Raw genomic sequence first — 19,487 nt, 5'->3', positions numbered from 1 at the left:
GATGCTGGACCCATGCAGTCCGTCCGCACCGCGGCCCCCGGCGTCGCCACAGCCGTCGCGATCGGCGTCGTCGCCACCCTGATCGGCCGCGCGGTCCCCGTCCTGGGTGGACCCGTCCCCGCCGTCCTCATCGGTGCCGTCGTCGGGTGGCTGGTCCGTCGCCGCACCGAGGGGAGCCTCGCAGCCCTCGCACCCGGCGTGAAGTTCGCCTCGAGCCGCATCCTGCAGTTCGCGGTGGTCCTGCTCGGTGCCCAGCTCTCCCTCGGCGAGGTCCTGCGCATCGGTGGTGAGACCCTGCCGGTGATGCTCGCGACGCTGGTGGTCTGCTTGGTCGCAGCGTGGGGGATCGGTCGGCTGCTGCGGGTGTCGAGCGCCCTCCGCACCCTGATCGGCGTCGGGACCGGCATCTGCGGTGCATCGGCGATCGCTGCCGTCACGCCGGTCATCGGGGCGGTGAGCGCGGACGTCGCCTACGCGATGTCGACGATCTTCCTGTGCAACATCGCGGCGGTGTTCGCCTTCCCCCTGCTCGGGCACGCGCTCGGGCTGAGCCAGCACGCCTTCGGCGTCTTCGCGGGGACGGCGGTGAACGACACGTCGTCGGTCGTCGCGACCGCCACGGTGTACGGCCACCAGGCGACCGACACCGCGGTCGTCGTGAAGCTGGTGCGCACGCTGATGATCATCCCGATCGTGATCGGGCTGGCCGGACTGGAGGCGCGGCGAGCCTCGCGCGAGCACGGCACGGCCGACACGGGGTCGCGTTCCGGGCTCCGCGTGTTCCGGTTGGTCCCGTGGTTCCTGATCGGGTTCCTCGTGGTGGTGCTGCTCCGCACGGCCGGGGTGCTGCCGGAGTCCGTCGCGCCGGGGTTCTCGACGGCGGCCTCGTTCCTCATCACGGTGGCGCTCGCCGCGATCGGCTGCTCGACGGACTTCGCGGCGCTCGGCCGTGCGGGGTTCCGGCCGATGCTGCTCGGCATCGTCCTGTGGGTGCTGGTGGCCGGCACGAGTCTCGGGATGCAGGCGGCGTTCGGCCTGCTGTAGTGCCAGGGCCGCGTGAAGCTCCGTCGCGCTGACCCGCGTAACAGAACCGGTACGGCCGTGCCACCGTGCCGAAACGCCCGCACGATGGACTGCAGTGACATCAGCACCGTGACATCAGCGCAGTGACATCAGCACCGAGGAGCACATCGTGATCACCACCGTCGTCGTCGGCAACCCCAAGGCGGCATCGCACACGCTCGAGGCCGCGACCCTCGTGGCCGAGCGGCTCACCGGGAGCGAGCCGGACCACGTCGTCGACGTCATCGAGCTCGGAGCGGGACTGCTCGGTTGGGGCGACGCGGCGGTCGCCGAGGCCGTCCGGACCGTCGCAGCCTCGGACCTCGTGGTCGTCGCGTCCCCGACGTTCAAGGCGACCTACACGGGTGTCCTCAAGCTGTTCCTCGACCAGTTCGACACCGGCGACGGGCTCGCCGGTGTCGTGGCCGTGCCGCTCATGCTCGGCGCCGGACCCGCGCACGCCCTCGCGCCGGAGGTCTTCCTCAAGCCCGTCCTCGTGGAGCTCGGTGCAACGGTGCCGGCCCCGGCGCTGTACCTGAACGACCGGCAGTACACCGACCCCGCGTCGACCGAGGCGTGGCTCGAACGCTGGCGCGACGTCGTCGTCGCTGCCACGGGCGGGTGAACGCGAGGGCCGGACCACGCGAGCCGACCTGCTCACGCGATCCGGCCCTCCCCTCCGACACTGCGGCGTCAGCCGCGCAGCGCCTCGCGCAGCTTCACGCGGCTGCCGGTGCGGAGCAGCGCGTTCTCGTAGACGCGGGCGCCCACCAGGACGACCACGACCACCGCGGCGACCACGATCAGGAGCGACAGGATCGGCTCCCACCACTCGGCCGTGCCGAGGAAGATCCGCATCGGCATCCCGATCGGCGCGCTGAACGGCACGTACGACATGATGCCGAGCACCGTCGGGTTGTCGTACGCCACGATGATCAGGAAGTACGGGATCATCACGAGCATCATCACCGGGGTGGTGACGCTGCCGACGTCCTCTTGACGGGAGACCAGCACGGCGGCGGCCGCGAACAGCGACGCGATGAGCACGAAGCCGACGGCGAAGAACCCGATGAACCACAGGATGCTCGGGCCGAGCATCGAGAACATGTTGTCCTGCCCGGTGACCGCCAACGTCACCACCGCGGCGACGGCGACGGCGACGATCTGCGCGAACGCCATCACGCTGTTGCCGAGGACCTTGCCGGCGAGCAACGCCCTGGCCGAGATCGCGGACATCAGGACCTCGACCACCCTGGTGGACTTCTCCTCGACGACGCTCTGCGCGATCGACTGGCCGAAGGTCACCGCCGAGGCGAAGTACACGACGCCGAACGCGATCGCGATGAGGTAGACGAGTCCGCCGGGCAGCGCGTCCGGGTCGAGCAGTTCGATCCGCGGGGTGACGCTCAGCGCCGAGACGACCTCGGTCGGGGCGTCGTCGAGTCCGACGACCTTGTACCCGAGCGGGTCGTCGGACGGCACGATCGCGGCGTCGACGTCGCCGCTCTTCACCAGGCGTTCGGCGTCCGCCACCGTGTTGGAGTCCGTCACGTCGAGGCCGGTGGTCGTCGGCAGGGAGACCCCGTCGACGACGGCGACCGGGGTGGTGTCGTCGGCGGTGGCCTTGCCGACGATGCCGCCGACCACGATGGACGCGACGACCATGCCGATCAGGATGAGGGCGGAGACCACGAAGGCCTTGCTGCGGATGCGCGCCTGGATCTCGCGTGCGGACACGAGCCGCACGGCCTGCACGAAGGAGTCGTTCATCGGATGACCTCCCGGAAGACCTCGCTGAGCCGCGGGACGCGCGGCGAGAACGACCCGACGGTGCCGTGCTGGACGGCTCGTTGCAGGACGCGCTGGGCGGTGGTGGCGTCGGCCTCGAACAGGGCGTAGCCACCGTCGAACTCGCGGACCGTGACGCCCGGCTCGTCGCGGAGCCAGGCGACGTCGCCGTCGACCAGGAGCTCCCACGCCGCGGCGCCGGCCTGCTTGCGGAGTTCGTCCTGCGGGCCGGCGGCACGGATCGAGCCGTCGGCGATGACCACGACGTCGTCGCAGAGCCGCTCGACGACGTCCAGCTGGTGGCTGGAGAACAGCACGGGGACGCCGCGGGCAGCGGCCTCGCGGAGGACACCGAGCACTGTTTCGACGGCCATCGGGTCGAGCCCGGAGAACGGCTCGTCGAGCACGAGGACCTCGGGGTCGTGGGCGAGCGCCGCGGCGACCTGCACGCGCTGCTGGTTGCCGAGGGACAACTTCTCGACGGGATCGTCGGCGTGCTGCGACAGCTCGAGGCGTTCCAGCAGCTCGCCGGTCCGCGTCGCGGCAGTGCGCTTGTCGACCCCGTGCAGGCGCGCCAGGTACGTGATCTGCTCGGCGACGGGCATCTTCGGGTACAGGCCACGCTCCTCGGGCATGTAGCCGAAGCGGCGACGGTCGGCTGGACGGATCGCGGCGCCGTCGATGGAGACCGTGCCGGTGTCGGCCTGGAGGACCCCGAGCAGGATCCGCATCGTGGTCGTCTTGCCCGCGCCGTTCCCGCCGACGAACCCCGTCAGGCGGCCGTCCCCGACCGTGAAACCGACGTCGTCGAGCACCCGGCGTGTGCCGAAGTGCTTGGTGACCCCTTCGATGGTGAGCATGTCGTTCCCCTCTCCCGACGGTCCGCGCCGCCTGCGTCGACGCTATTGGCCGGGAGGCACGGGTCGCCTCCGCCGTGGGGCGGGACTTCCGGGGGTGGTCGGCTCCACCGCGCGGGGGAGGCTGCGCGCGTTGTGCTGCGCCTCGCACTGCGCGCGCGGGACCGGCGTGGCGGGGCCGGCGTGGCGGGGCCGAGCCGCGCCTCCAGGCCCGATGCGTGTGCATGTTGCGACGTTCCACGCGTCGAACGACTCGTGGATTGTCGGAAGGCGCGTGCGCGTGCGGCGCGTCAGCCGGCGACGCCGTGCTCGAACGCCCAGACGACTGCCTGGATGCGGTCGCGCAGCCCGAGCTTCTGCAGCACGTTCGAGACGTGGGTCTTCACCGTGGCGTCACCGACGTACAGCTCGGCGGCGATCTCGGCGTTGCTCAGGCCACGGGCGAGCAGTCGGAGGACCTCGGACTCGCGGTCGGTGAGCCCGACGGCTGCGAGGGCGTCGTCACCCGTCCGGACGTTCACCGCCGGTGCCGCCGTCGCCCGGCTGATGACCCGACGGGTGACGTCCGGGGCGAGCAGGGCGTTGCCGGACGCGACCGTCCGGACCGCGTCGATCAGCCGTTCGGGGGAGGCGTTCTTCAGCAGGAACCCGCTGGCCCCCGCCTCGAGCGCCTGGAACAGTGCGTCGTCGCTGTCGAAGGTGGTGAGGACGAGCACCGCTGGCGGGTCCGGCAGGGTCGCGATCCGCCGGGCTGCCTCGAGCCCGTCGACCCCGGGCATCTGCACGTCGAGGCACACGACGTCCGGCCGGAGGGTCCGGACGGCCTCGACCGCTCGAGCACCGTCCGCGGCCTCGCCGATCACCCGGAAGCCCGGTTCGGACTCGAGGATCACGCGGAAGCCCGCGCGGACCAGGTCCTGGTCGTCGGCGAGCACGATGGTGAGGTCGTCGCTGGTCACGTCGTCGGGAGCCATGCGCGCACCAGGTAGCCTCCTCGGGCTCGCGGCCCGATCTCGATCCGTCCACCGACCGCCGCGACGCGTTCGCGCATCCCGACGTGGCCGAGCCCGCTGCCCGTGGTGTCGCGGAGTGCTCGGGCACCGTGTCCGTCGTCGCACACCTCGACCTCGACGCCGTCGGCCAGGTACCGCAGCCGCAGGTCGGCGCTGGCGCTCGGCCCGGCGTGCTTGAGCACGTTCGTCACCGCTTCCTGCGCGATGCGGAACCCGACCGTCGCCACGGTCGGAGGCACCGGCCGTTCGTCGCCGACGACGACGAAACCGGTCGGGTGCCCGGCGACCCGGGCGGCCTCCGCCAGCTCGGCGATGCGGCCGAGCCCCTCGGTGCTCGGAGCGTCCGCAGTGGTCTCGCCCACGCCGTCCTCGTCCGACCGCAGCGTGCCGAGCATCCGGCGGAGCTCCTCGACCGCCGTCCGAGCGCTCTCCTCGACGACCCCGAGCGACGCGGTCGCCTGCGCGGGGTCGCGGTCGATGACCCGGCGGGCGGCTCCGGCCTGCACGCCCATCAGCGAGACGTGGTGTGCGACGACGTCGTGCAGCTCGCGGGCGATCCGGACCCGCTCGATCGTGACGGCCTGGGCGGCGTTCCGCTCGCGCTCGGCGGCGAGCTCCGCGGTGCGATCGGCGAGCTGGTGCTTCGCGACGGCGGAGGCCCACGCACGGTTGCCCGCGTACCAGGCGGCGCCGAAGTAGACGACGTTGATGACGATGTTCAGGAGCGAGATCGCGATGTACGGCGGGATGAGCGAGTCCGTGTCGTTCGGCAGCGCGTTCGGGGACGCCCAGCCGAACGAGATCGCGATGAACAGCCACGCGAACATGCCGCCGATGACCACCCAGCGGACCGCCTCGGCGCGGACACGGTCCGAGCACCACGCCCCCACCGTGTACAGGGCGATGAACAGCGTGAAGTTCACGACGAAGACCTCGGGCACCTGCAGCAGCTGCGTCGCGGCGAACGCGAGCGCGGAGACCACCGCGACGGTCATCGGGAACCGGCGCCGGAACGCGATCGGGGCGGCGTTCGCGACGACCATCAGCGTCGACACCCACCACGCGGCCTGGTCGTCGCCGTAGGTGCCGGCGGAACCGTACAACAGGGTCGTCGTCGCGAGGCCCGCGGCGAGCACGAGCGCGAGGACGAGGTCCTGACGGTGCTCGCGGCGCCCCACCGGCAGCCGAGCCCACTCCACCGTCGTCCCCATGCAGAGAACGCTAGCGGAGCGTGTCCGCCGGGAGTAGCCTCCGCCCAACGAGCAGGGGAGACACCATGCAGTTCCTCGTCAACGTCATCGACGACGGGCAGGCGCAGGCGGTCGGACGGGTCGACTCCGGGACCGAGGCCGAGGAGGCCGCGGTCAGCGCGCTGAACGAGCGGCTGGGCGACGCCGTCGTCTTCGCAGCGGGGGTGTCCGCTCCCGGCGACGCCACCGTGGTCGACGTCCGGAGCGGTACGCCGACGACCTCGAGCGGGCTGGTCGGTGCTCCCGCCGAGTACGTCGCGGGCTTCTGGGTCATGGACCTGCCGGATGCCGAGACGGCGCTTCGTGTGGCGCAGGAGGCGTCGGAGGCGTGCAACCGGAAGATCGAGCTCCGTCCGCTCCTCTGACCGGTCGACGGACCGCGCTCACCGCGACGCTCGCCGCCGTCACGACGGCACCGGCCAGGAACGTCCCGCCGGTGCCGATCGTCCCGATCAGCGCGCCGGCTGCCGCTGCCCCGACCGCCTGGCCCAGCACCAGCGCCACGAACAGCATCGACGTCCCCGCCGACGCCCGATCGGCGTCGATCTCCGTCGTCCACCCGATCAGCGCACCCGTCGCCGCCGTGTAGCCCCAGCCGAACACCGCGCAGGCGAGGAGGGCGAGCACGGTCTGCTGCGGTGTCACGGCGAGGACGGTCACGGCGACGGCGACCGACCCGGCCGTGATCGTCCAGAGGCTCCGGGCGCGGAGTCCGCTGGTCCACCGGCTCGTGACGGCCACGGCGGCTCCGCCGAGACCGAGCGCGATCCACGCCGAGACCGAGACGACGACCGTTGCTCCGGCTTCCACCAGCGCCGAGCGACCGTACGTCCAGACCACCGCGGACCCCGCCCCGAACAGGAGCGCGAGGGCCACCACCCCGACGTGGGCGCGGAACCAGCGCCGATCGGGCGTGCCCACCGACCTCGTCGGGGCACCCCCTCGTGCCGCGGCGAGCAAGACGCCCCCTGCGGCGAGCGTCACGATGCCCGCCCCGACCCAGGCGGTGCGCCAGTCGGGCAGGAGCACGAGGGCCAGCAGTCCCGCCGCGACGAGACCGGGACCGGTCCCCGAGTTGACCACCGCCTGTGCGGTCCCCTGCACCCGCTCCGGCAGCGTGCGCGCGACGAGCTGCACGAGCGCGGGTGAGGCGAGCCCGGCCCCGGTCGAGGCGAGGACGGCGGCGAACCCGAAGGACACGGGCCCCGCGGCAGCCGCCATCGCGATCGCACCCCCGCCGGCCACGAGCGCTGCGACGGCCACGAGGACCCGGGGGACCCGTGCGGCGAGCAGGAACCCCACGACCGCGCCGAGACAGTACAGCGCGGACGCGCCCGACGAGATCCAGCCGGCGGCGTCGGGCCGCAGGCCGAGGTCGTGCTGGACGTCGGGCAGGAAGAGGCCGTAGGCGAGCCGCACCAGGCCGTACGTCCCCGCGATGAGGGCGAGGCCGCTGCCGACGACGAGGCGATCCGGTAACGAAAACGATCGTTTCACTTCTGAGAGCCTAGGGTGCTTGCATGGCGATGCGTCCAGGAACCGAGCAGAAGCTCCTCGACGCCGCCGAGGAACTCTTCTTCACGCGGGGCATCGCCGCGACGCCCGTCGACGCGGTGCTCGACCGCGCCGGGGTCTCCAGCGCCACGCTCTACCGCGGTTACCCGAGCAAGGAAGCGCTCGTCGCCGCGGCGCTCGGGCGTCGGCACGATGACTGGCTCGGTACCTGGGACGCCGCCGTGGCCACGGCGGAGGACGACCGGGGCCGGCTGCTCGCGGTGTTCGACGCCCTCGACGCCTACCGTTCGACCCCGTCCGGGTCGCGGTGGTGCGCGTTCCTCGGGACGGCCGCCGAGTACGTCGATGCCCCCGCAGACGTCCAGGCCGTCCTCGACCAGGAGACCGGCACGCTCCGGCGACGGCTGACCGACGCCGCCGTGCCGCTCGTCGGGTCGCGCGCCGGGGACCTCGGCGAGCAACTCCTGCTCGTCGTCTCGGGCTACCTGGCGATGCGCCTGCGCGAACCGGGACTCGGCACGGACACCGCCCGCTCGGTCGCGTCGGCGCTCCTCGACGCCGTCACCTGGGTCAGCGGAACAGCGGCACGACCTGCTCGGCCAGCAGGCCCGCGCCGATGAGCAGCATGAGGGCTCCCGACACCTTCGTCACCACGACGCTCGCGGTCGGGCGTGACCGGAGGATGCGCCGCGCCGCCAACGCCACGAGCAGGTAGACCACCGCGCAGTCGAGCAGGTGCAGGCTGCCGAGCACGCCCATCTGCACCGGTGCGGGCCAGCCGTGCGGGGACACGAACTGCGGCAGGAGCGCGAGGAGCAGCAGCACGCCCTTCGGGTTGATGCCGCTCACCCCGGCGCCGCGCAGGAAGCGGGACCACGCGCTCGAGCCGAGGGGTCGGCCGCTCGCCGAGGCGGCTGCCACGGACCGGGCGAACAGCGTGCTGCACCCGAGGTACAGCAGGTACCCGGCCCCCGCGAGCGTCAGCACCGTGAGCGCCGCCGGGTACTCCGTGACGAGCGCGCCGACCCCGATCGCCACGACCACGACCACGACGACGTAGCCGCTCACCATGCCGAGGATCGACGGCACGACCGAGCGCGGTTGGAGCCCGGCGGCGATCGCGTACGCCCAGTCCGCTCCCGGGGTCAGGGCGAGCAGGAGCGCCACCGTCCAGAACTGCAGCATGAGGGTCAGGTCCACAGCCCGAGACGCTACGGAAGATCGCGCGGAATGTGCTCCGGTTCTCCCGCCCGACACCCGGTCGGCGTGCAATGATCGTCGGTGTGGACGCCATCGACCGGGAGATCCTCTCACTGCTGCAGCACGACGGGCGGATGAGTGCCACCGACCTGGCGTCCGAGGTCGGACTCAGCCTGTCGAGCTGCCACCGCCGGCTCAAGGCCCTGGAGCAGTCCGGGGCGATCGAGCGGTACCGTGCCGTCGTGTCGCCCGAGGCCGTCGGCCTGCACTTCGAGGCGATCGTGTTCGCCACCCTCGGCAGGACGGACCTCGAGACCATCGCCGCCTTCGAGGACCGCGTGCGCGCGATGCCGAACGTCGTCGAGGCGCAGCGGCTCTTCGGCGACCCGGACTACCTGCTGCGCATCCTCACGCGCGACCTCGCGGCCTACCAGGTGTTCTACGACACCGAACTCGGCACCTTGCCGGGTGTCCAGCGGGTCTCCTCGACGCTCGTCATGAAGCGCGTCACGTCAGACGGGACGGTGCCCCTCGCATGAGCGTCCACGCGACCACCACTCGGGCCTGACCGCCGCTCAGTCGCGACCGCGGTTGCGGCGGCGGATCTCCTTCGGAGCGCGACCGGCCATGAACGACCGCGCCGGGTCGACGAGGAAGCCCTGTCGGAGAGCCTCGCGGCCGACGAGCATCCGGAACCCCATCTGGTCGCGGTTGCTGAGCGTCACCTCGGACTCGACGACGCGACCGGCCAGCGTGATCGTCGTGAGCACCACGATGCGCTCCTGCGTGTGCCCCGTCGAGCTCCGCACCGTGCGCCGGTCGTGCACGTCGCACTCGATCGTGGCCGCATCGGTGTCGGTGTCCTGCCACGGGTGCACGGAGAACCGGACCCGGTCGCCGGGGAGCTCCTCGAGGTCGAACGCGTGCAGTGCAGAACTGCGGGCGCCGGTGTCGAGCTTGACCTTGATCCACGGGATCCCGAGGTCCGGCAGCCCAGCCCACTCGCGCCACCCGGCGACGACGAGCCCGCTGCCGGGGGACTTCGGAGCGCGCGCCATGACCCCATCCTGTCGCATGCGCGACCGCACCGGTCAGGCGGTCGGGTCCGGCATCATCCGGACGGCGCTCTTCCGCGGTGGTCCGGGCAGGACCGAGATGCCTGCGGCCTCGACGGCACGCGCGCCATCGAGGATCGCGGACGCGTCGCCGAGCGTCGGTGCGGGGCCCGCCGTTCCGAACAGCGCCCACGCCGTGCCGCCCGGGTCGAATCGGGATCGGTAGCGGAGGCCGTCGACGTGGTCCTTGAACAGCTCGGCCCAGGCCCTCGTGACGGCGTAGTCGCCCATCGTCGTGAGCTCGCTCGTGATCCCGAAGCGCGCAGCGCCGGCGCCGCTGACGTCGGCAGTGGTCGCATCGGACGGCGGTGTGATCGTCGAGACGCGCAGCACGGCAGCGTCCGCAGCACTGAGTTCGTTGCGGCGGATCTTCGGTCCGTAGAACTCTCGGACAGCGGTCGAGACCGCTGCTGCGAAGCAACAGGTGCCGTTCGGATCCTCGAGGTTGAAGCGCCCGCGGGGGTGGCTGGCGAAGTACCAGGGCGCGAACTCGGCGAGGTGCGCGCGGAACGCCTGCGGCGGCACCCGCCCACCGTCCGGGAAGCCGGCGAGGTCGAGTCCGGCCGGCGGGGCACCTTGGACGGTCTCGGTGCGTGCGGTGGCGCCGGTCATCCGAGTCGGAAGGACCCGGCGACGGCGGCGAGACGGACTGCCTCGTCCGCGCGGTCGGTCCGCAGCGCCTCGGCTGGAGTGCGTCCGTCGAGCTCGTCGGCCGGTGCGTTCAGCCAGACGGCATCGCCCCACAGGTCGAGCCGTTCGGGGTCCAGACCGGTCAGGACCTCGCGCAACCGTGGCAGCAGGATGCCCCGAGCGTCGAACTGGAACGACGGGTAGAGCCGGAACCCGTCGGCGGACATGACGCAGAGCACGTCGCCGACGCGGGCCTGCGCGTCGAGGGTCTGGCGGCTCATCCGGAACCACTTCCGCAGGCCGGCAGTGTCGTAGAACGGACCGACGCGGGCGTCGAGCACGTCGGCACCGGGGATGCTGGCGAGCATCCGCTCCGCGACGGCGTCCATCGATCCGTTCGCCCGCTCGAGCTCGGCCAGGTCGATCAGGTCGACGTGGCGCAGGAGGGCTGCGACCAGCCGGTCACGGAGTGCGTCTGACGGGCCGGTGCTGGTCGCATCCGCAGCTGGTGCGACAGCCGTGCCCGTCGACGCCCTCCGTGAACGGACCCGCCACTCGGACGATGCGGGCCGCGGCGGAGTCCTGCGTCCGGACCCGGCGAGCCGAGGGGTCCGCTGGCTCCGCGTGCCCCGGAGTCCGTGCTGGTTCTTCATCACCGCACCACCGTCCGATCAGTCAGACCACGCTATCGCCCCTGCGTCAAAGAAGTAAAGAGCCTCCCGCTCGAGCAGGCGCGGCGTCGATCGGCCGCGAGCATGCTTTGATGGAGCGTCGCCGTCGACCACGACCCCGCGGAGAACCCCCTCGATGAAACTCGCCATCCTGTCGCGCGCCCCGCAGGCGTACTCGACCCAGCGCCTCCGTGCGGCTGCGCTCGACCGCGGCCACGAGGTCAAGGTGCTCAACACGCTGCGCTTCGCGATCGACCTCTCCGGCGAGGACCCGGACCTGCTGTACCGCGGCAAGCTCCTGTCCGACTACGACGCTGTGCTGCCCCGGATCGGGAACTCGATCACGTACTACGGCACCGCGGTGGTCCGGCAGTTCGAGCAGATGGACGTCTACACGCCGAACACGGCGACGGGGATCACGAACTCGCGCGACAAGCTCCGGGCGAACCAGATCCTGTCGCGCCACCACATCGGCATGCCTGCGACGACGTTCGTGAACAGCCGTGCCGACGTCCGTGGCGCGATCGAGCGGGTCGGCGGTGCGCCCGTCGTCATCAAGCTGCTCGAGGGCACGCAGGGCATCGGGGTGATCCTCGCGCCGGAGGAGAAGGTCGCCGAGTCGATCGTCGAGACGCTGCACTCCACGAAGCAGAACGTCCTCATCCAGTCGTTCATCTCGGAGAGCCGCGGCAAGGACATCCGCGCCCTCGTCGTCGGCGACAGGGTCGTCGCGGCGATGCGGCGGAGTGCGTCCGGGGACGAGTTCCGGTCGAACGTGCACCGCGGCGGCACCGTCGAGAAGGTCACGCTGTCGCCGGAGTACGAGGCGGTCGCGGTGCGGTCGGCGCAGATCATGGGTCTGAAGGTCGCCGGTGTCGACATGCTCGAGGGCAACGACGGCCCGCTGGTGATGGAGGTCAACTCGTCGCCGGGGCTCGAGGGCATCGAGCGGGCGACCGGGCTCGACGTCGCGGGCGCGATCATCGACTTCATCGGCAACCAGGTCGCGTTCCCGGAGATCGACGTCCGGCAGCGGCTCAGTGTGTCGACGGGGTACGGCGTCGCGGAGCTCCTCGTGCACAAGAACGCCGACCTGGTGGGGAAGACGATCAAGGAGTCCGGCCTCTGGGACCGGGACATCACCGTGCTGACCCTGCACCGGGGTGCGACCGTGATCCCGAACCCCCGCAGCGGCGTCACGCTCGAGGCCAGCGACCGCATGCTGTGCTTCGGTAAGCTGGAGGAGATGCGCTCGATGGTTCCCGACCGTCGCAAGCGCCGGACGAAGGTCCGGAAACTCCCCAAGGACGCCTGACACGGCGCGTCCAGGCCATCCGGACTCCACACACAGGGGAGATGCGGAAGTATGTGTCGGTGACGATCATGACGGAACGGCCGGTCGACCGGGCAGCAAGCGGTGAACGGGCGCCGAGCAGTGAACCCGAGCAGCCCGGCAACGCGACGGCGAAGCACCACAACGTCTCACTGTTGTCGGTCGCCACCACCACAGCCGAGCGCGTGACGACGTCCGCGGACATCGAGGCACGACTGCGTGGCGTGCTCCGCCGCCTGCGTCTGCCGATGGGGCTGCTCGAACGCGTCGCCGGTGTCACCGAGCGCCGCAACTGGGGCGAGGGACAGACCTTCCAGGACGCCGCGATCGACGCCGGCCGCCGTGCGATGGCCGAGGCCGGAGTGCGCCCGGAGGACATCGGGCTGCTCATCAACACCTCGGTGACCCGTCCGCACCTCGAGCCGTCGGTCGCCGTGCGACTGCACCACGGCCTCGGCCTGCCGTCGTCCGCGATCAACTTCGACATCGCGAACGCGTGCCTCGGGTTCGTCAACGCGATGAGCGTCGCCGCGGGCATGATCGACTCCGGTCAGATCAAGTACGCCCTCGTCGTGGACGGTGAGGACGCCGACCAGGTGCAGCTCAACACCATCGACCGTCTGAACCAGGGTGGCCGGAACCGCAAGGACTTCATGAGCGAGTTCGCCAGCCTGACCCTCGGGTCCGGTGCCGCGGCGGCCGTGCTCGGCCCGGCGGACCTGCACCCCGAGGGGCACCGGATCATCGGCGGCGTCACCCGCGCGGCGACCCAGTGGTACGACCTCTGCGTCGGCAGCGTCGATGGCATGTTCACCGACGCGAAGATGCTGCTCAAGGGCGGCATGGAGCTCGTCGTCGCCGCCTGGACCGAGGCCCGCGCGCACTTCGACTGGGCGGACATGGACCGCTACGTCCTGCACCAGGTCTCCGACGTGCACACGAACGCCTTCGTCGAGGCGATCGGCATCCCGCGCGACAAGGTCCCGACGACCTACCAGCGCTTCGGCAACGTGGGTCCCGCGTCGATCCCGATCACCCTCGCCGACGAGGTCGCCACCGGCGGCATCACTCGCGGCGACCGGGTGTTCCTCGGTGGCGTCGGCTCCGGCATCAACACGGCGATGATGGAACTCCGCTGGTGAGTTCCCGGCTGCCCCGCGTCGCCGCGAGCACTGCTCCGGCGACGCAGCCGCCCTCCCTGCCCGGGCTCGACCCGGCTTGGTCCCGTCTGGTCACGGTCCCGACGTGGTCTGCAGGGCGGACTGGGCCCACGCCGCAGGTTCCGGAGCGACGCGCCAGCGGCGGGCCGGCCGTGCCGGTGGGGAGAGGCACGGATCGCGCCGCGCGCACCTGGCACCTCCTCGACACGGCCGGCTCCCTGGCCGCGCTCGGCGTGGAACCGGTCGGCACGATCCTCTGCGTGCACGGCAACCCGACGTGGTCGTACCTGTGGCGGTCGGTGCTCCGCACCTCGCTCGAGGTCGCCCGTTCCGGCGGGCCGGCGTGGCGCGTGGTCGCCGTGGACCAGCTCGACATGGGCTTCTCGGAGCGCACGGGGATCGAGCGTGGCTTGGCGCAGCGCGTCGCCGACCTCGGTGCGCTGACCGACGAACTCGGGCTCGAGGGTCCGGTCGTCACGCTCGGGCACGACTGGGGCGGTGTCGTCTCGCTCGGATGGGCGGTCGACCACCCGGACGTCCTCGCAGGCGTGATGACGTGCAACACCGCGGTCTACCAGCCCGACGACGCCCCGATCCCCGCGCCGCTGCGGCTCGCGCTGCGCCCGGAGCTCCTCGGCCGTGCGACCGTCCTGACGCCGGCGTTCCTCGAGACGACGCTCGGCATCGCGCACCCGAAGCTCGACCGTGCGGTGGCGAACGGCTACCGGGCGCCGTACCGCGGAGCGGCTCGTCGCGGTGGCATCGGCGGTTTCGTGGCGGACATCCCCGTCGACCACCGGCACCGGAGTGCCCCCGAACTCGACCGCATCGCCGCGGGTGTGGCGGCGCTCGACGTCCCCGCGCTGCTGGTGTGGGGACCGCGCGACCCGGTGTTCCTGGAGCGCTACCTCGACGACCTGTCCGAGCGGCTGCCGCACGCCGACGTGCACCGTTTCGAGGGCGCCGGCCACCTGCTGCCGGACGATGCCGACGTCGCCGGGACGGTGTTCGACTGGCTCGGTGACCGCCTGCCGGAGGGGCACGTGCCCGCCGGGGACGACCCGCGCCTCCCGGCCGACGACCACGAGGCCGACGCGACCGCGACGACGGACGCGACCGCGACGACGGAGCCGCGCCGCCCGCTCGGAGCCGCACTCGAGGACCTGCGCGACAGCGATGAACCCGCCCTCGTCGAGATGGCTGCCGCCGGCGGCCCCCGCACCATCAGCTGGCGCCTGCTCGCCCGACGGGTCGACGAGATGGCCGCAGGGCTCGACGACCTCGGTGTCCGGAGCGGCGACCGCGTCTCGCTCCTCGTGACCCCCGGGGCGGACCTGACCGCCGTCCTGTACGCCTGCGTCCGGATCGGCGCGGTCGTCGTCGTGGCGGACGCCGGTCTCGGACTCCGTGGCCTGACCCGTGCCGTCCGCGGCGCCCGACCGGACTGGATCATCGGCGCGTTGCCCGGACTCGGGGCAGCCCGAGCGCTCGGCTGGCCAGGGCGTCGCATCGCGACCGTCCAGCTGCCGGCGCCCGCACGCCGTGCGTTGCGCGTGGAGCACACGCTCGTCGACGTCGCTCGCCGCGGCGCTCGGCGGCTCACGCACAGTTCTGCGCTGCCTGCGGTGCCGCTGTCCGACACTCCCGCCGCGATCCTGTTCACCTCCGGGTCGACCGGTCCGGCGAAGGGCGTCGTCTACACGCACGGGCAGCTCGGTGCCGTCCGCGACGTCCTGGCGGCCCAGTACGACATCGGTGTCGGCACCGGGCTCGTCGCGGGCTTCGCACCCTTCGCCCTGCTCGGCCCGGCACTCGGTGCCCGGTCGGTCGCGCCGGACATGGACGTCACCGCGCCCCGCACCCTGACGGCGCGAGCGGTCGCGGCCTCGGTCGCTGCGGCGGACGCGACCGTCGTGTTCCTGTCGCCGGCGGCGCTGGCGAACGTCGTGGCGACCGCGTCGGAGCTGGACGCCGCGGACCACGCGGCGCTCGCTCGCGTCCGGTTGTTCCTGTCGGCCGGTGCTCCCGTGTCGGCTGCGCTGCTGACCGCGGCGACCGAGCTGATGCCGAACGCGAGCGCGCACACCCCCTACGGCATGACCGAGGGCCTGCTGATGACCGACGTCGACCTGGACGGCGTGCGGTCCGCAGCGGCATCGGATGACGAGGGCATCTGCGTCGGGCTCCCCGCGGCGGACGTCCGCGTCCGGATCGCGCCGCTCGACGCCTCCGGCACCGCGACCGGCGCGCTGACCGACGCCCCGGGCGTCACCGGTGAGATCGTCGTCGCGGCGCCGCACGTCCGAGACCGGTACGACCGGTTGTGGCGGACGAACCGGGCCTCGCGGCTCGGCGTCGAGGACCCGCGAGGGCACCGCACCGGCGACGTCGGACACCTGGACGCATCCGGTCGACTCTGGGTCGAAGGGCGGATGCAGCACGTGCTCACCACCCCCGACGGTGTCGTCACGCCGGTCGGACCTGAGCAGCGGATCGAGGGCGTGCCCGGGGTCGGTCGCGCCGGTGTCGTCGGGATCGGCCCGCGCGGGACCCAGCAGGTCGTCGCCGTGGTCGAGCGCTCCGGGGACGGGAGCCGGTCGCGACGCCCACCGCGGCGTCCGGCACTGGCCGATCCGTCGCTGGCCGCCGCCGTCCGCGCCGCTGCCGGGCTGCCGTTGGCCGCCGTGCTGACCGTGCCCGTGCTGCCCACCGACATCCGGCACAACTCCAAGGTCGACCGCACCCGGCTGTCCCGCTGGGCGACCGCGGTGCTCTCCGGTGGACGGATGGTCCGCCCGTGATCGGCGCGGGCGGCGGGTTCAGCGGGGGCGGCGCGGGCGGCGCGGGCGGCGGGTTCGGCGCGGGCGGCGCGGGCGGCGCGTTCTCACGCGCTCACCGACACTTCACGGGCCGTCGGGCGCGTGAAGTGTCGCTCAGCACGAATCTCCGCCCCACCGCGGTGCTCTCCGGTGGACGGATGGTCCGCCCGTGATCGTGCTGGTCACGGGCGCGAGCGGGTTCCTCGGCCGGGCGACGGCCGCCGCCGTGCGGGACGCCGGGCACGAGGTGCGGACGTTCCAGCGACGGCCGTCAGGGGTCTCCGGCGTGCAGGACGTCGCCGGGTCGATGACCGACGCCGATGCCGTCGCCCGTGCGGTGGACGGTGTCGACGCCGTCGTGCACCTGGCCGCGAAGGTGTCCCTCGCCGGCGATCCGGCCGACTTCGTCCGCGTGAACGTGGACGGGACTCGCACCTTGCTGACAGCCGCGCGCGCCGCCGGCGTCGAACGGTTCGTGTTCGTGTCGTCGCCGTCGGTCGGGCACACCGGGTCCTCGCTCGTGGGTGCCGGCGCCGGCCCGGCCGAACCGGCACGTGCACGTGGCGACTACGCCCGGACCAAGGCCGCCGCCGAACTGCTCGCCCTCGATGCCGACGCGCCCGGCTTCGCCGTCGTGGCGGTCCGCCCGCACCTGGTGTGGGGCCCGGGGGACACGCAGCTGATCGGACGCATCGTCGAGCGGGCACGGGCCGGACGGCTGCCGTTGCTCGACTCCGGCGCCGCCCTGATCGACACGCTCTACGTCGACAACGCTGCGTCGGCGATGGTCGCCGCACTCGAGCACGCGGCGGACGACGTCGTGCACGGCAACGCCTACGTCGTGACGAACGGCGAGCCCCGGCCCGTCGCCGACCTGCTCGCCGGGATCTGCACGGCGTCGGGTGTGCCGGTGCCGCGGATGCACGTGCCCGCCGCGGTGGCCCGGGTCGCCGGGTCCCTGGTCGAGGCCGTGTGGCGGGTGCGCCCGGGACAGGACGAGCCGCCGATGACGCGGTTCCTCGCCGAGCAGTTGTCGACGGCGCACTGGTTCGACCAGCGGCGCACCCGTGCTGACCTGCAGTGGTCCCCGTCGGTGTCCATCGACGAGGGGCTGGCGCGGCTGGCGGCTGCCGCGGGCTGAGCGCGTGCGGCGTGGCGGGCTGCGCGGACTGCGCGCGGGCTCGCGGCGCGATCGCGAACTTTCGCGCTGCGCGACACTTCACGGGCGATCGGCCGCGAGAACTGTCGCTCAGCGCGAAACTCAGTCGGTGAAGCCGGCCGCCTCACCCGGCCGCCCCGCCCGGCCGCCTCACCCGGCCGCCCCGCCCGGCCGCCCCGCCCGGCCGCCCCGCCCGGCCGCCTCAGCCGGTGAAGCGCTGCCAGAGCTCGGTGACGATGGGCCACACGTCACCGGCACGGTCGGCGGATCCGACCGCGACCAGGACGACGGGGAACAAGGTGACGACGAGCGCCACCAGGACGGCGAGCACGACGGCGACCGCCGCGGTGGCGGTGTGACGCCGGGTCAGAGCGAGGACGAGGAGCGCGAGGACGACGGCGGCGCCGACGAGGGCGACCAGGCTCACCCGCACCACCGGGAACGGGACGAGCCCAGCCGTGGTCGCCGTGATCCCGCCGAGGAACCCCACCAACGGCAGGAACACCCCGAGCAGGATCCCGGCGACGAGGACGATCCCGATGCCGCTCGCGATCCAGACGCCGTGCGGCCGTGGCCGTCTGGGGCGTCCGCGTCGGCTGCCGGACCAGGCGGTCGTCACGGTCGGTCCGCGGTCGGCTGGTCGGCGGCAGCGTCGGCGGCCCGCGCAGCAGCGCTGGCGTCGGCGGCAGCGTCGGCGGCCCGCGCAGCAGCGCTGGCGTCGGCAGCAGCGTCGGCGGCCCGCGCAGCAGCGCTGGCGTCGGCAGCAGCGTCGGCGGCCCGCGCAGCAGCGCTGGCGTCAGCGGCAGCGTCGGCGGCGTCCTCGGCAGCGCCTTCGGCAGCGCCTGCGGCACGCACCGCTGCGTCGGCAGCGGCGTCGTGGACACGACCAGCCGTGTCGGTCGTCACGTCGACGGCCCGCTCTGCCGCGTCCGCGGTGGCGTCTGCCGCACGCTTGGTCGCGTCCGCGGCCGTGTCGGCTGCCTGCTTCGTGACGTCGGCCGTGGCCTCCGCAGCGCGCTTGGTCGCGTCCGCGGTGACATCAGCCGCGCGCTTGGTCGCCTCGGCGGTCGCGTCGGCCGACTGCTTCGTCGCGTCGACGGTCACCGCTGCCACGCGCTTCGTGGTCTCGCTCGTCGCCGTCGCGGCGTCCTGCACGGCATCGCCGACAGCGGTCGCCGCACGCTCGACGGGCGAGGGCTCGTCGTCGAACGGCCCGTGCACGTCCAGCACGCGGACGTCCACGGTCGTCGGCACGGATGCGACCTGGCCGGCTGCTGCAGCGACCTGTCGTTTCACCTCGTCGGCGACCTCGCGGACGTTCCGCGGGTAGGTCACGATCACGGACACGTGCACCGCGAAGGTGCCGTCCTCGTCGTCGACCTGCACGCCTGCCGTCCCGGCGGAGCGGCCGAGCCGCTTCCGGAGTTCGTCGGCCGCGCGGGACACGGTACCGCCGAGGTGGTGGACGCCGGGCACGCCGAGCGCCGTCTCCGCCGCGGTGCGCGCGATGAGCATCGCGGTGCTCGCGTCGTCGGGCAGCGGCTCCGTCAGTTCTGCGGGCAGCGCCACCGCGGTGAGCTGCGTGTGCGCATGGGGATCGTGCTGCATGGTTCCTCCTCGATCGGTTCCGCGGGAACGCATCGGGGCACCCGACATCGCGAGTGCCCCGACACGGTTCGTGCGACCTACTTCTTGAAGACGTCCTTGACGTCCTCGCCGGTCTGCTTGACGCTCGCGGCGGCCTGGTCCTTCTGGCCCTCGGCGACCTTCGAGTCGTCGTTGGTCGCCTTGCCCACGGCCTCCTTCGCCTTGCCGGCGAGGTCCTGAGCAGCGTTCTTGATCTTGTCGTCGAGTCCCATGACGGGTCCTTTCATGGTCCGGGCGTGCGCCCGGTGGGTGGGTGGGGGAGTGAGCC

General features: G+C 72.7%; 21 protein-coding genes. 9 read left to right on the top strand and 12 right to left on the bottom strand.

Annotation, left to right across the window (positions count from 1 at the left end; genetic code table 11):
- Positions 1-12: 12 nt before the first annotated feature.
- Complete coding sequence (locus EDF19_RS16270) at positions 13-1,044, top strand: YeiH family protein (protein WP_123681901.1); 1,032 nt, start codon at positions 13-15, stop codon at positions 1,042-1,044.
- A 148-nt stretch (positions 1,045-1,192) separates the two neighbouring features.
- Positions 1,193-1,687 (top strand): NADPH-dependent FMN reductase, encoded by a 495-nt coding sequence (locus EDF19_RS16265; protein WP_123681900.1) that lies wholly within the window; start codon positions 1,193-1,195, stop codon positions 1,685-1,687.
- A 68-nt stretch (positions 1,688-1,755) separates the two neighbouring features.
- On the opposite strand, the gene EDF19_RS16260 is transcribed toward EDF19_RS16265, so the two are convergent.
- From EDF19_RS16260 to EDF19_RS16245, 4 genes are all read right to left on the bottom strand, one after another.
- Positions 1,756-2,832, bottom strand: a complete 1,077-nt coding sequence (locus tag EDF19_RS16260) for an ABC transporter permease (RefSeq protein ID WP_123681899.1) — start codon at positions 2,830-2,832, stop codon at positions 1,756-1,758.
- Positions 2,829-3,710 carry an ABC transporter ATP-binding protein gene (locus tag EDF19_RS16255; protein ID WP_123681898.1) on the bottom strand — a complete coding sequence of 294 codons (882 nt, stop codon included), beginning with the start codon at positions 3,708-3,710 and terminating at the stop codon, positions 2,829-2,831. The genes EDF19_RS16260 and EDF19_RS16255 overlap by 4 nt, the downstream gene beginning before the upstream one ends.
- Before the next feature lie 287 nt (positions 3,711-3,997).
- The gene (locus EDF19_RS16250) at positions 3,998-4,681 is read right to left on the bottom strand and encodes a response regulator transcription factor (protein WP_123681897.1); all 684 of its coding nucleotides are present in this window, start codon (positions 4,679-4,681) and stop codon (positions 3,998-4,000) included.
- A complete protein-coding gene (locus EDF19_RS16245; RefSeq protein ID WP_123681896.1) occupies positions 4,663-5,931 on the bottom strand; it encodes a sensor histidine kinase in 1,269 nt (422 codons plus the stop codon). Before EDF19_RS16245 ends, EDF19_RS16250 begins: the two co-directional genes overlap by 19 nt.
- A gap of 65 nt (positions 5,932-5,996) precedes the next feature.
- On the opposite strand from EDF19_RS16245, the gene EDF19_RS16240 reads away from it, so the two are divergent.
- Positions 5,997-6,335, top strand: coding sequence for a YciI family protein (locus tag EDF19_RS16240; RefSeq protein WP_123681895.1), 339 nt, complete (start codon positions 5,997-5,999; stop codon positions 6,333-6,335).
- On the opposite strand, the gene EDF19_RS16235 is transcribed toward EDF19_RS16240, so the two are convergent.
- On the bottom strand, positions 6,241-7,467 hold the full coding sequence (locus tag EDF19_RS16235) for an MFS transporter (RefSeq protein WP_123681894.1): 1,227 nt from the start codon (positions 7,465-7,467) through the stop codon (positions 6,241-6,243). The two genes, EDF19_RS16240 and EDF19_RS16235, sit on opposite strands and share 95 nt — an antisense overlap.
- Before the next feature lie 23 nt (positions 7,468-7,490).
- Between EDF19_RS16235 and EDF19_RS16230 the strand changes: the two genes are divergently transcribed.
- Positions 7,491-8,105: a TetR/AcrR family transcriptional regulator gene (locus tag EDF19_RS16230; protein WP_123681893.1), complete on the top strand. Its 615-nt coding sequence runs from the start codon at positions 7,491-7,493 to the stop codon at positions 8,103-8,105.
- Here the strand turns inward: EDF19_RS16230 and EDF19_RS16225 are convergent.
- Positions 8,056-8,685 (bottom strand): LysE family translocator, encoded by a 630-nt coding sequence (locus tag EDF19_RS16225; RefSeq protein ID WP_123681892.1) that lies wholly within the window; start codon positions 8,683-8,685, stop codon positions 8,056-8,058. The genes EDF19_RS16230 and EDF19_RS16225 overlap by 50 nt on opposite strands.
- 83 nt (positions 8,686-8,768) lie before the next feature.
- Here EDF19_RS16225 and EDF19_RS16220 point away from each other — a divergent pair, with 83 nt between their 5' ends.
- Positions 8,769-9,224: an Lrp/AsnC family transcriptional regulator gene (locus EDF19_RS16220; protein ID WP_123681984.1), complete on the top strand. Its 456-nt coding sequence runs from the start codon at positions 8,769-8,771 to the stop codon at positions 9,222-9,224.
- Positions 9,225-9,260: 36 nt separating this feature from the next.
- On the opposite strand, the gene EDF19_RS16215 is transcribed toward EDF19_RS16220, so the two are convergent.
- From EDF19_RS16215 to EDF19_RS16205, 3 genes are read right to left on the bottom strand one after another with little or no spacing between them, the layout of a single operon-like run.
- Positions 9,261-9,743 (bottom strand): RimK/LysX family protein, encoded by a 483-nt coding sequence (locus tag EDF19_RS16215; protein ID WP_123681891.1) that lies wholly within the window; start codon positions 9,741-9,743, stop codon positions 9,261-9,263.
- Between the two features lie 33 nt (positions 9,744-9,776).
- Positions 9,777-10,412 carry an RES family NAD+ phosphorylase gene (locus tag EDF19_RS16210; RefSeq protein WP_123681890.1) on the bottom strand — a complete coding sequence of 212 codons (636 nt, stop codon included), beginning with the start codon at positions 10,410-10,412 and terminating at the stop codon, positions 9,777-9,779.
- A complete protein-coding gene (locus tag EDF19_RS16205; RefSeq protein ID WP_123681889.1) occupies positions 10,409-11,083 on the bottom strand; it encodes a hypothetical protein in 675 nt (224 codons plus the stop codon). Before EDF19_RS16205 ends, EDF19_RS16210 begins: the two co-directional genes overlap by 4 nt.
- A gap of 154 nt (positions 11,084-11,237) precedes the next feature.
- Between EDF19_RS16205 and rimK the strand changes: the two genes are divergently transcribed.
- The 4 genes from rimK (at position 11,238) to EDF19_RS16180 (ending at position 17,554) form a co-directional block, all read left to right on the top strand.
- Positions 11,238-12,416: a 30S ribosomal protein S6--L-glutamate ligase gene (rimK, locus tag EDF19_RS16200; RefSeq protein WP_123681888.1), complete on the top strand. Its 1,179-nt coding sequence runs from the start codon at positions 11,238-11,240 to the stop codon at positions 12,414-12,416.
- 53 nt (positions 12,417-12,469) lie between these two features.
- On the top strand, positions 12,470-13,576 hold the full coding sequence (locus EDF19_RS16195) for a 3-oxoacyl-ACP synthase III (RefSeq protein ID WP_123681887.1): 1,107 nt from the start codon (positions 12,470-12,472) through the stop codon (positions 13,574-13,576).
- An 8-nt stretch (positions 13,577-13,584) separates the two neighbouring features.
- Entirely contained in the window at positions 13,585-16,395 is a 2,811-nt protein-coding gene (locus tag EDF19_RS16190; RefSeq protein ID WP_123681983.1) for an alpha/beta fold hydrolase, read from the top strand.
- A 187-nt stretch (positions 16,396-16,582) separates the two neighbouring features.
- Entirely contained in the window at positions 16,583-17,554 is a 972-nt protein-coding gene (locus EDF19_RS16180; protein WP_123681886.1) for an NAD(P)-dependent oxidoreductase, read from the top strand.
- Between the two features lie 220 nt (positions 17,555-17,774).
- Here the strand turns inward: EDF19_RS16180 and EDF19_RS16175 are convergent, their stop codons facing one another.
- The 3 genes from EDF19_RS16175 to EDF19_RS16165 all read right to left on the bottom strand — a co-directional run bounded on the left by EDF19_RS16175 (position 17,775) and on the right by EDF19_RS16165 (position 19,431).
- A complete protein-coding gene (locus tag EDF19_RS16175) occupies positions 17,775-18,191 on the bottom strand; it encodes an MFS transporter permease (RefSeq protein ID WP_123681885.1) in 417 nt (138 codons plus the stop codon).
- Positions 18,188-19,180, bottom strand: a complete 993-nt coding sequence (locus tag EDF19_RS16170; RefSeq protein WP_185022902.1) for an Asp23/Gls24 family envelope stress response protein — start codon at positions 19,178-19,180, stop codon at positions 18,188-18,190. Before EDF19_RS16170 ends, EDF19_RS16175 begins: the two co-directional genes overlap by 4 nt.
- Positions 19,181-19,257: 77 nt before the next feature.
- Positions 19,258-19,431: a CsbD family protein gene (locus EDF19_RS16165; protein ID WP_070418037.1), complete on the bottom strand. Its 174-nt coding sequence runs from the start codon at positions 19,429-19,431 to the stop codon at positions 19,258-19,260.
- Positions 19,432-19,487 lie beyond the last annotated feature (56 nt).

This window comes from Curtobacterium sp. PhB115, from assembly GCF_003752025.1.
GTDB lineage: Bacteria > Actinomycetota > Actinomycetes > Actinomycetales > Microbacteriaceae > Curtobacterium.
Note: the sequence above shows the minus strand (reverse complement) of the source record. Positions and strands in the feature narration are given on the sequence as shown.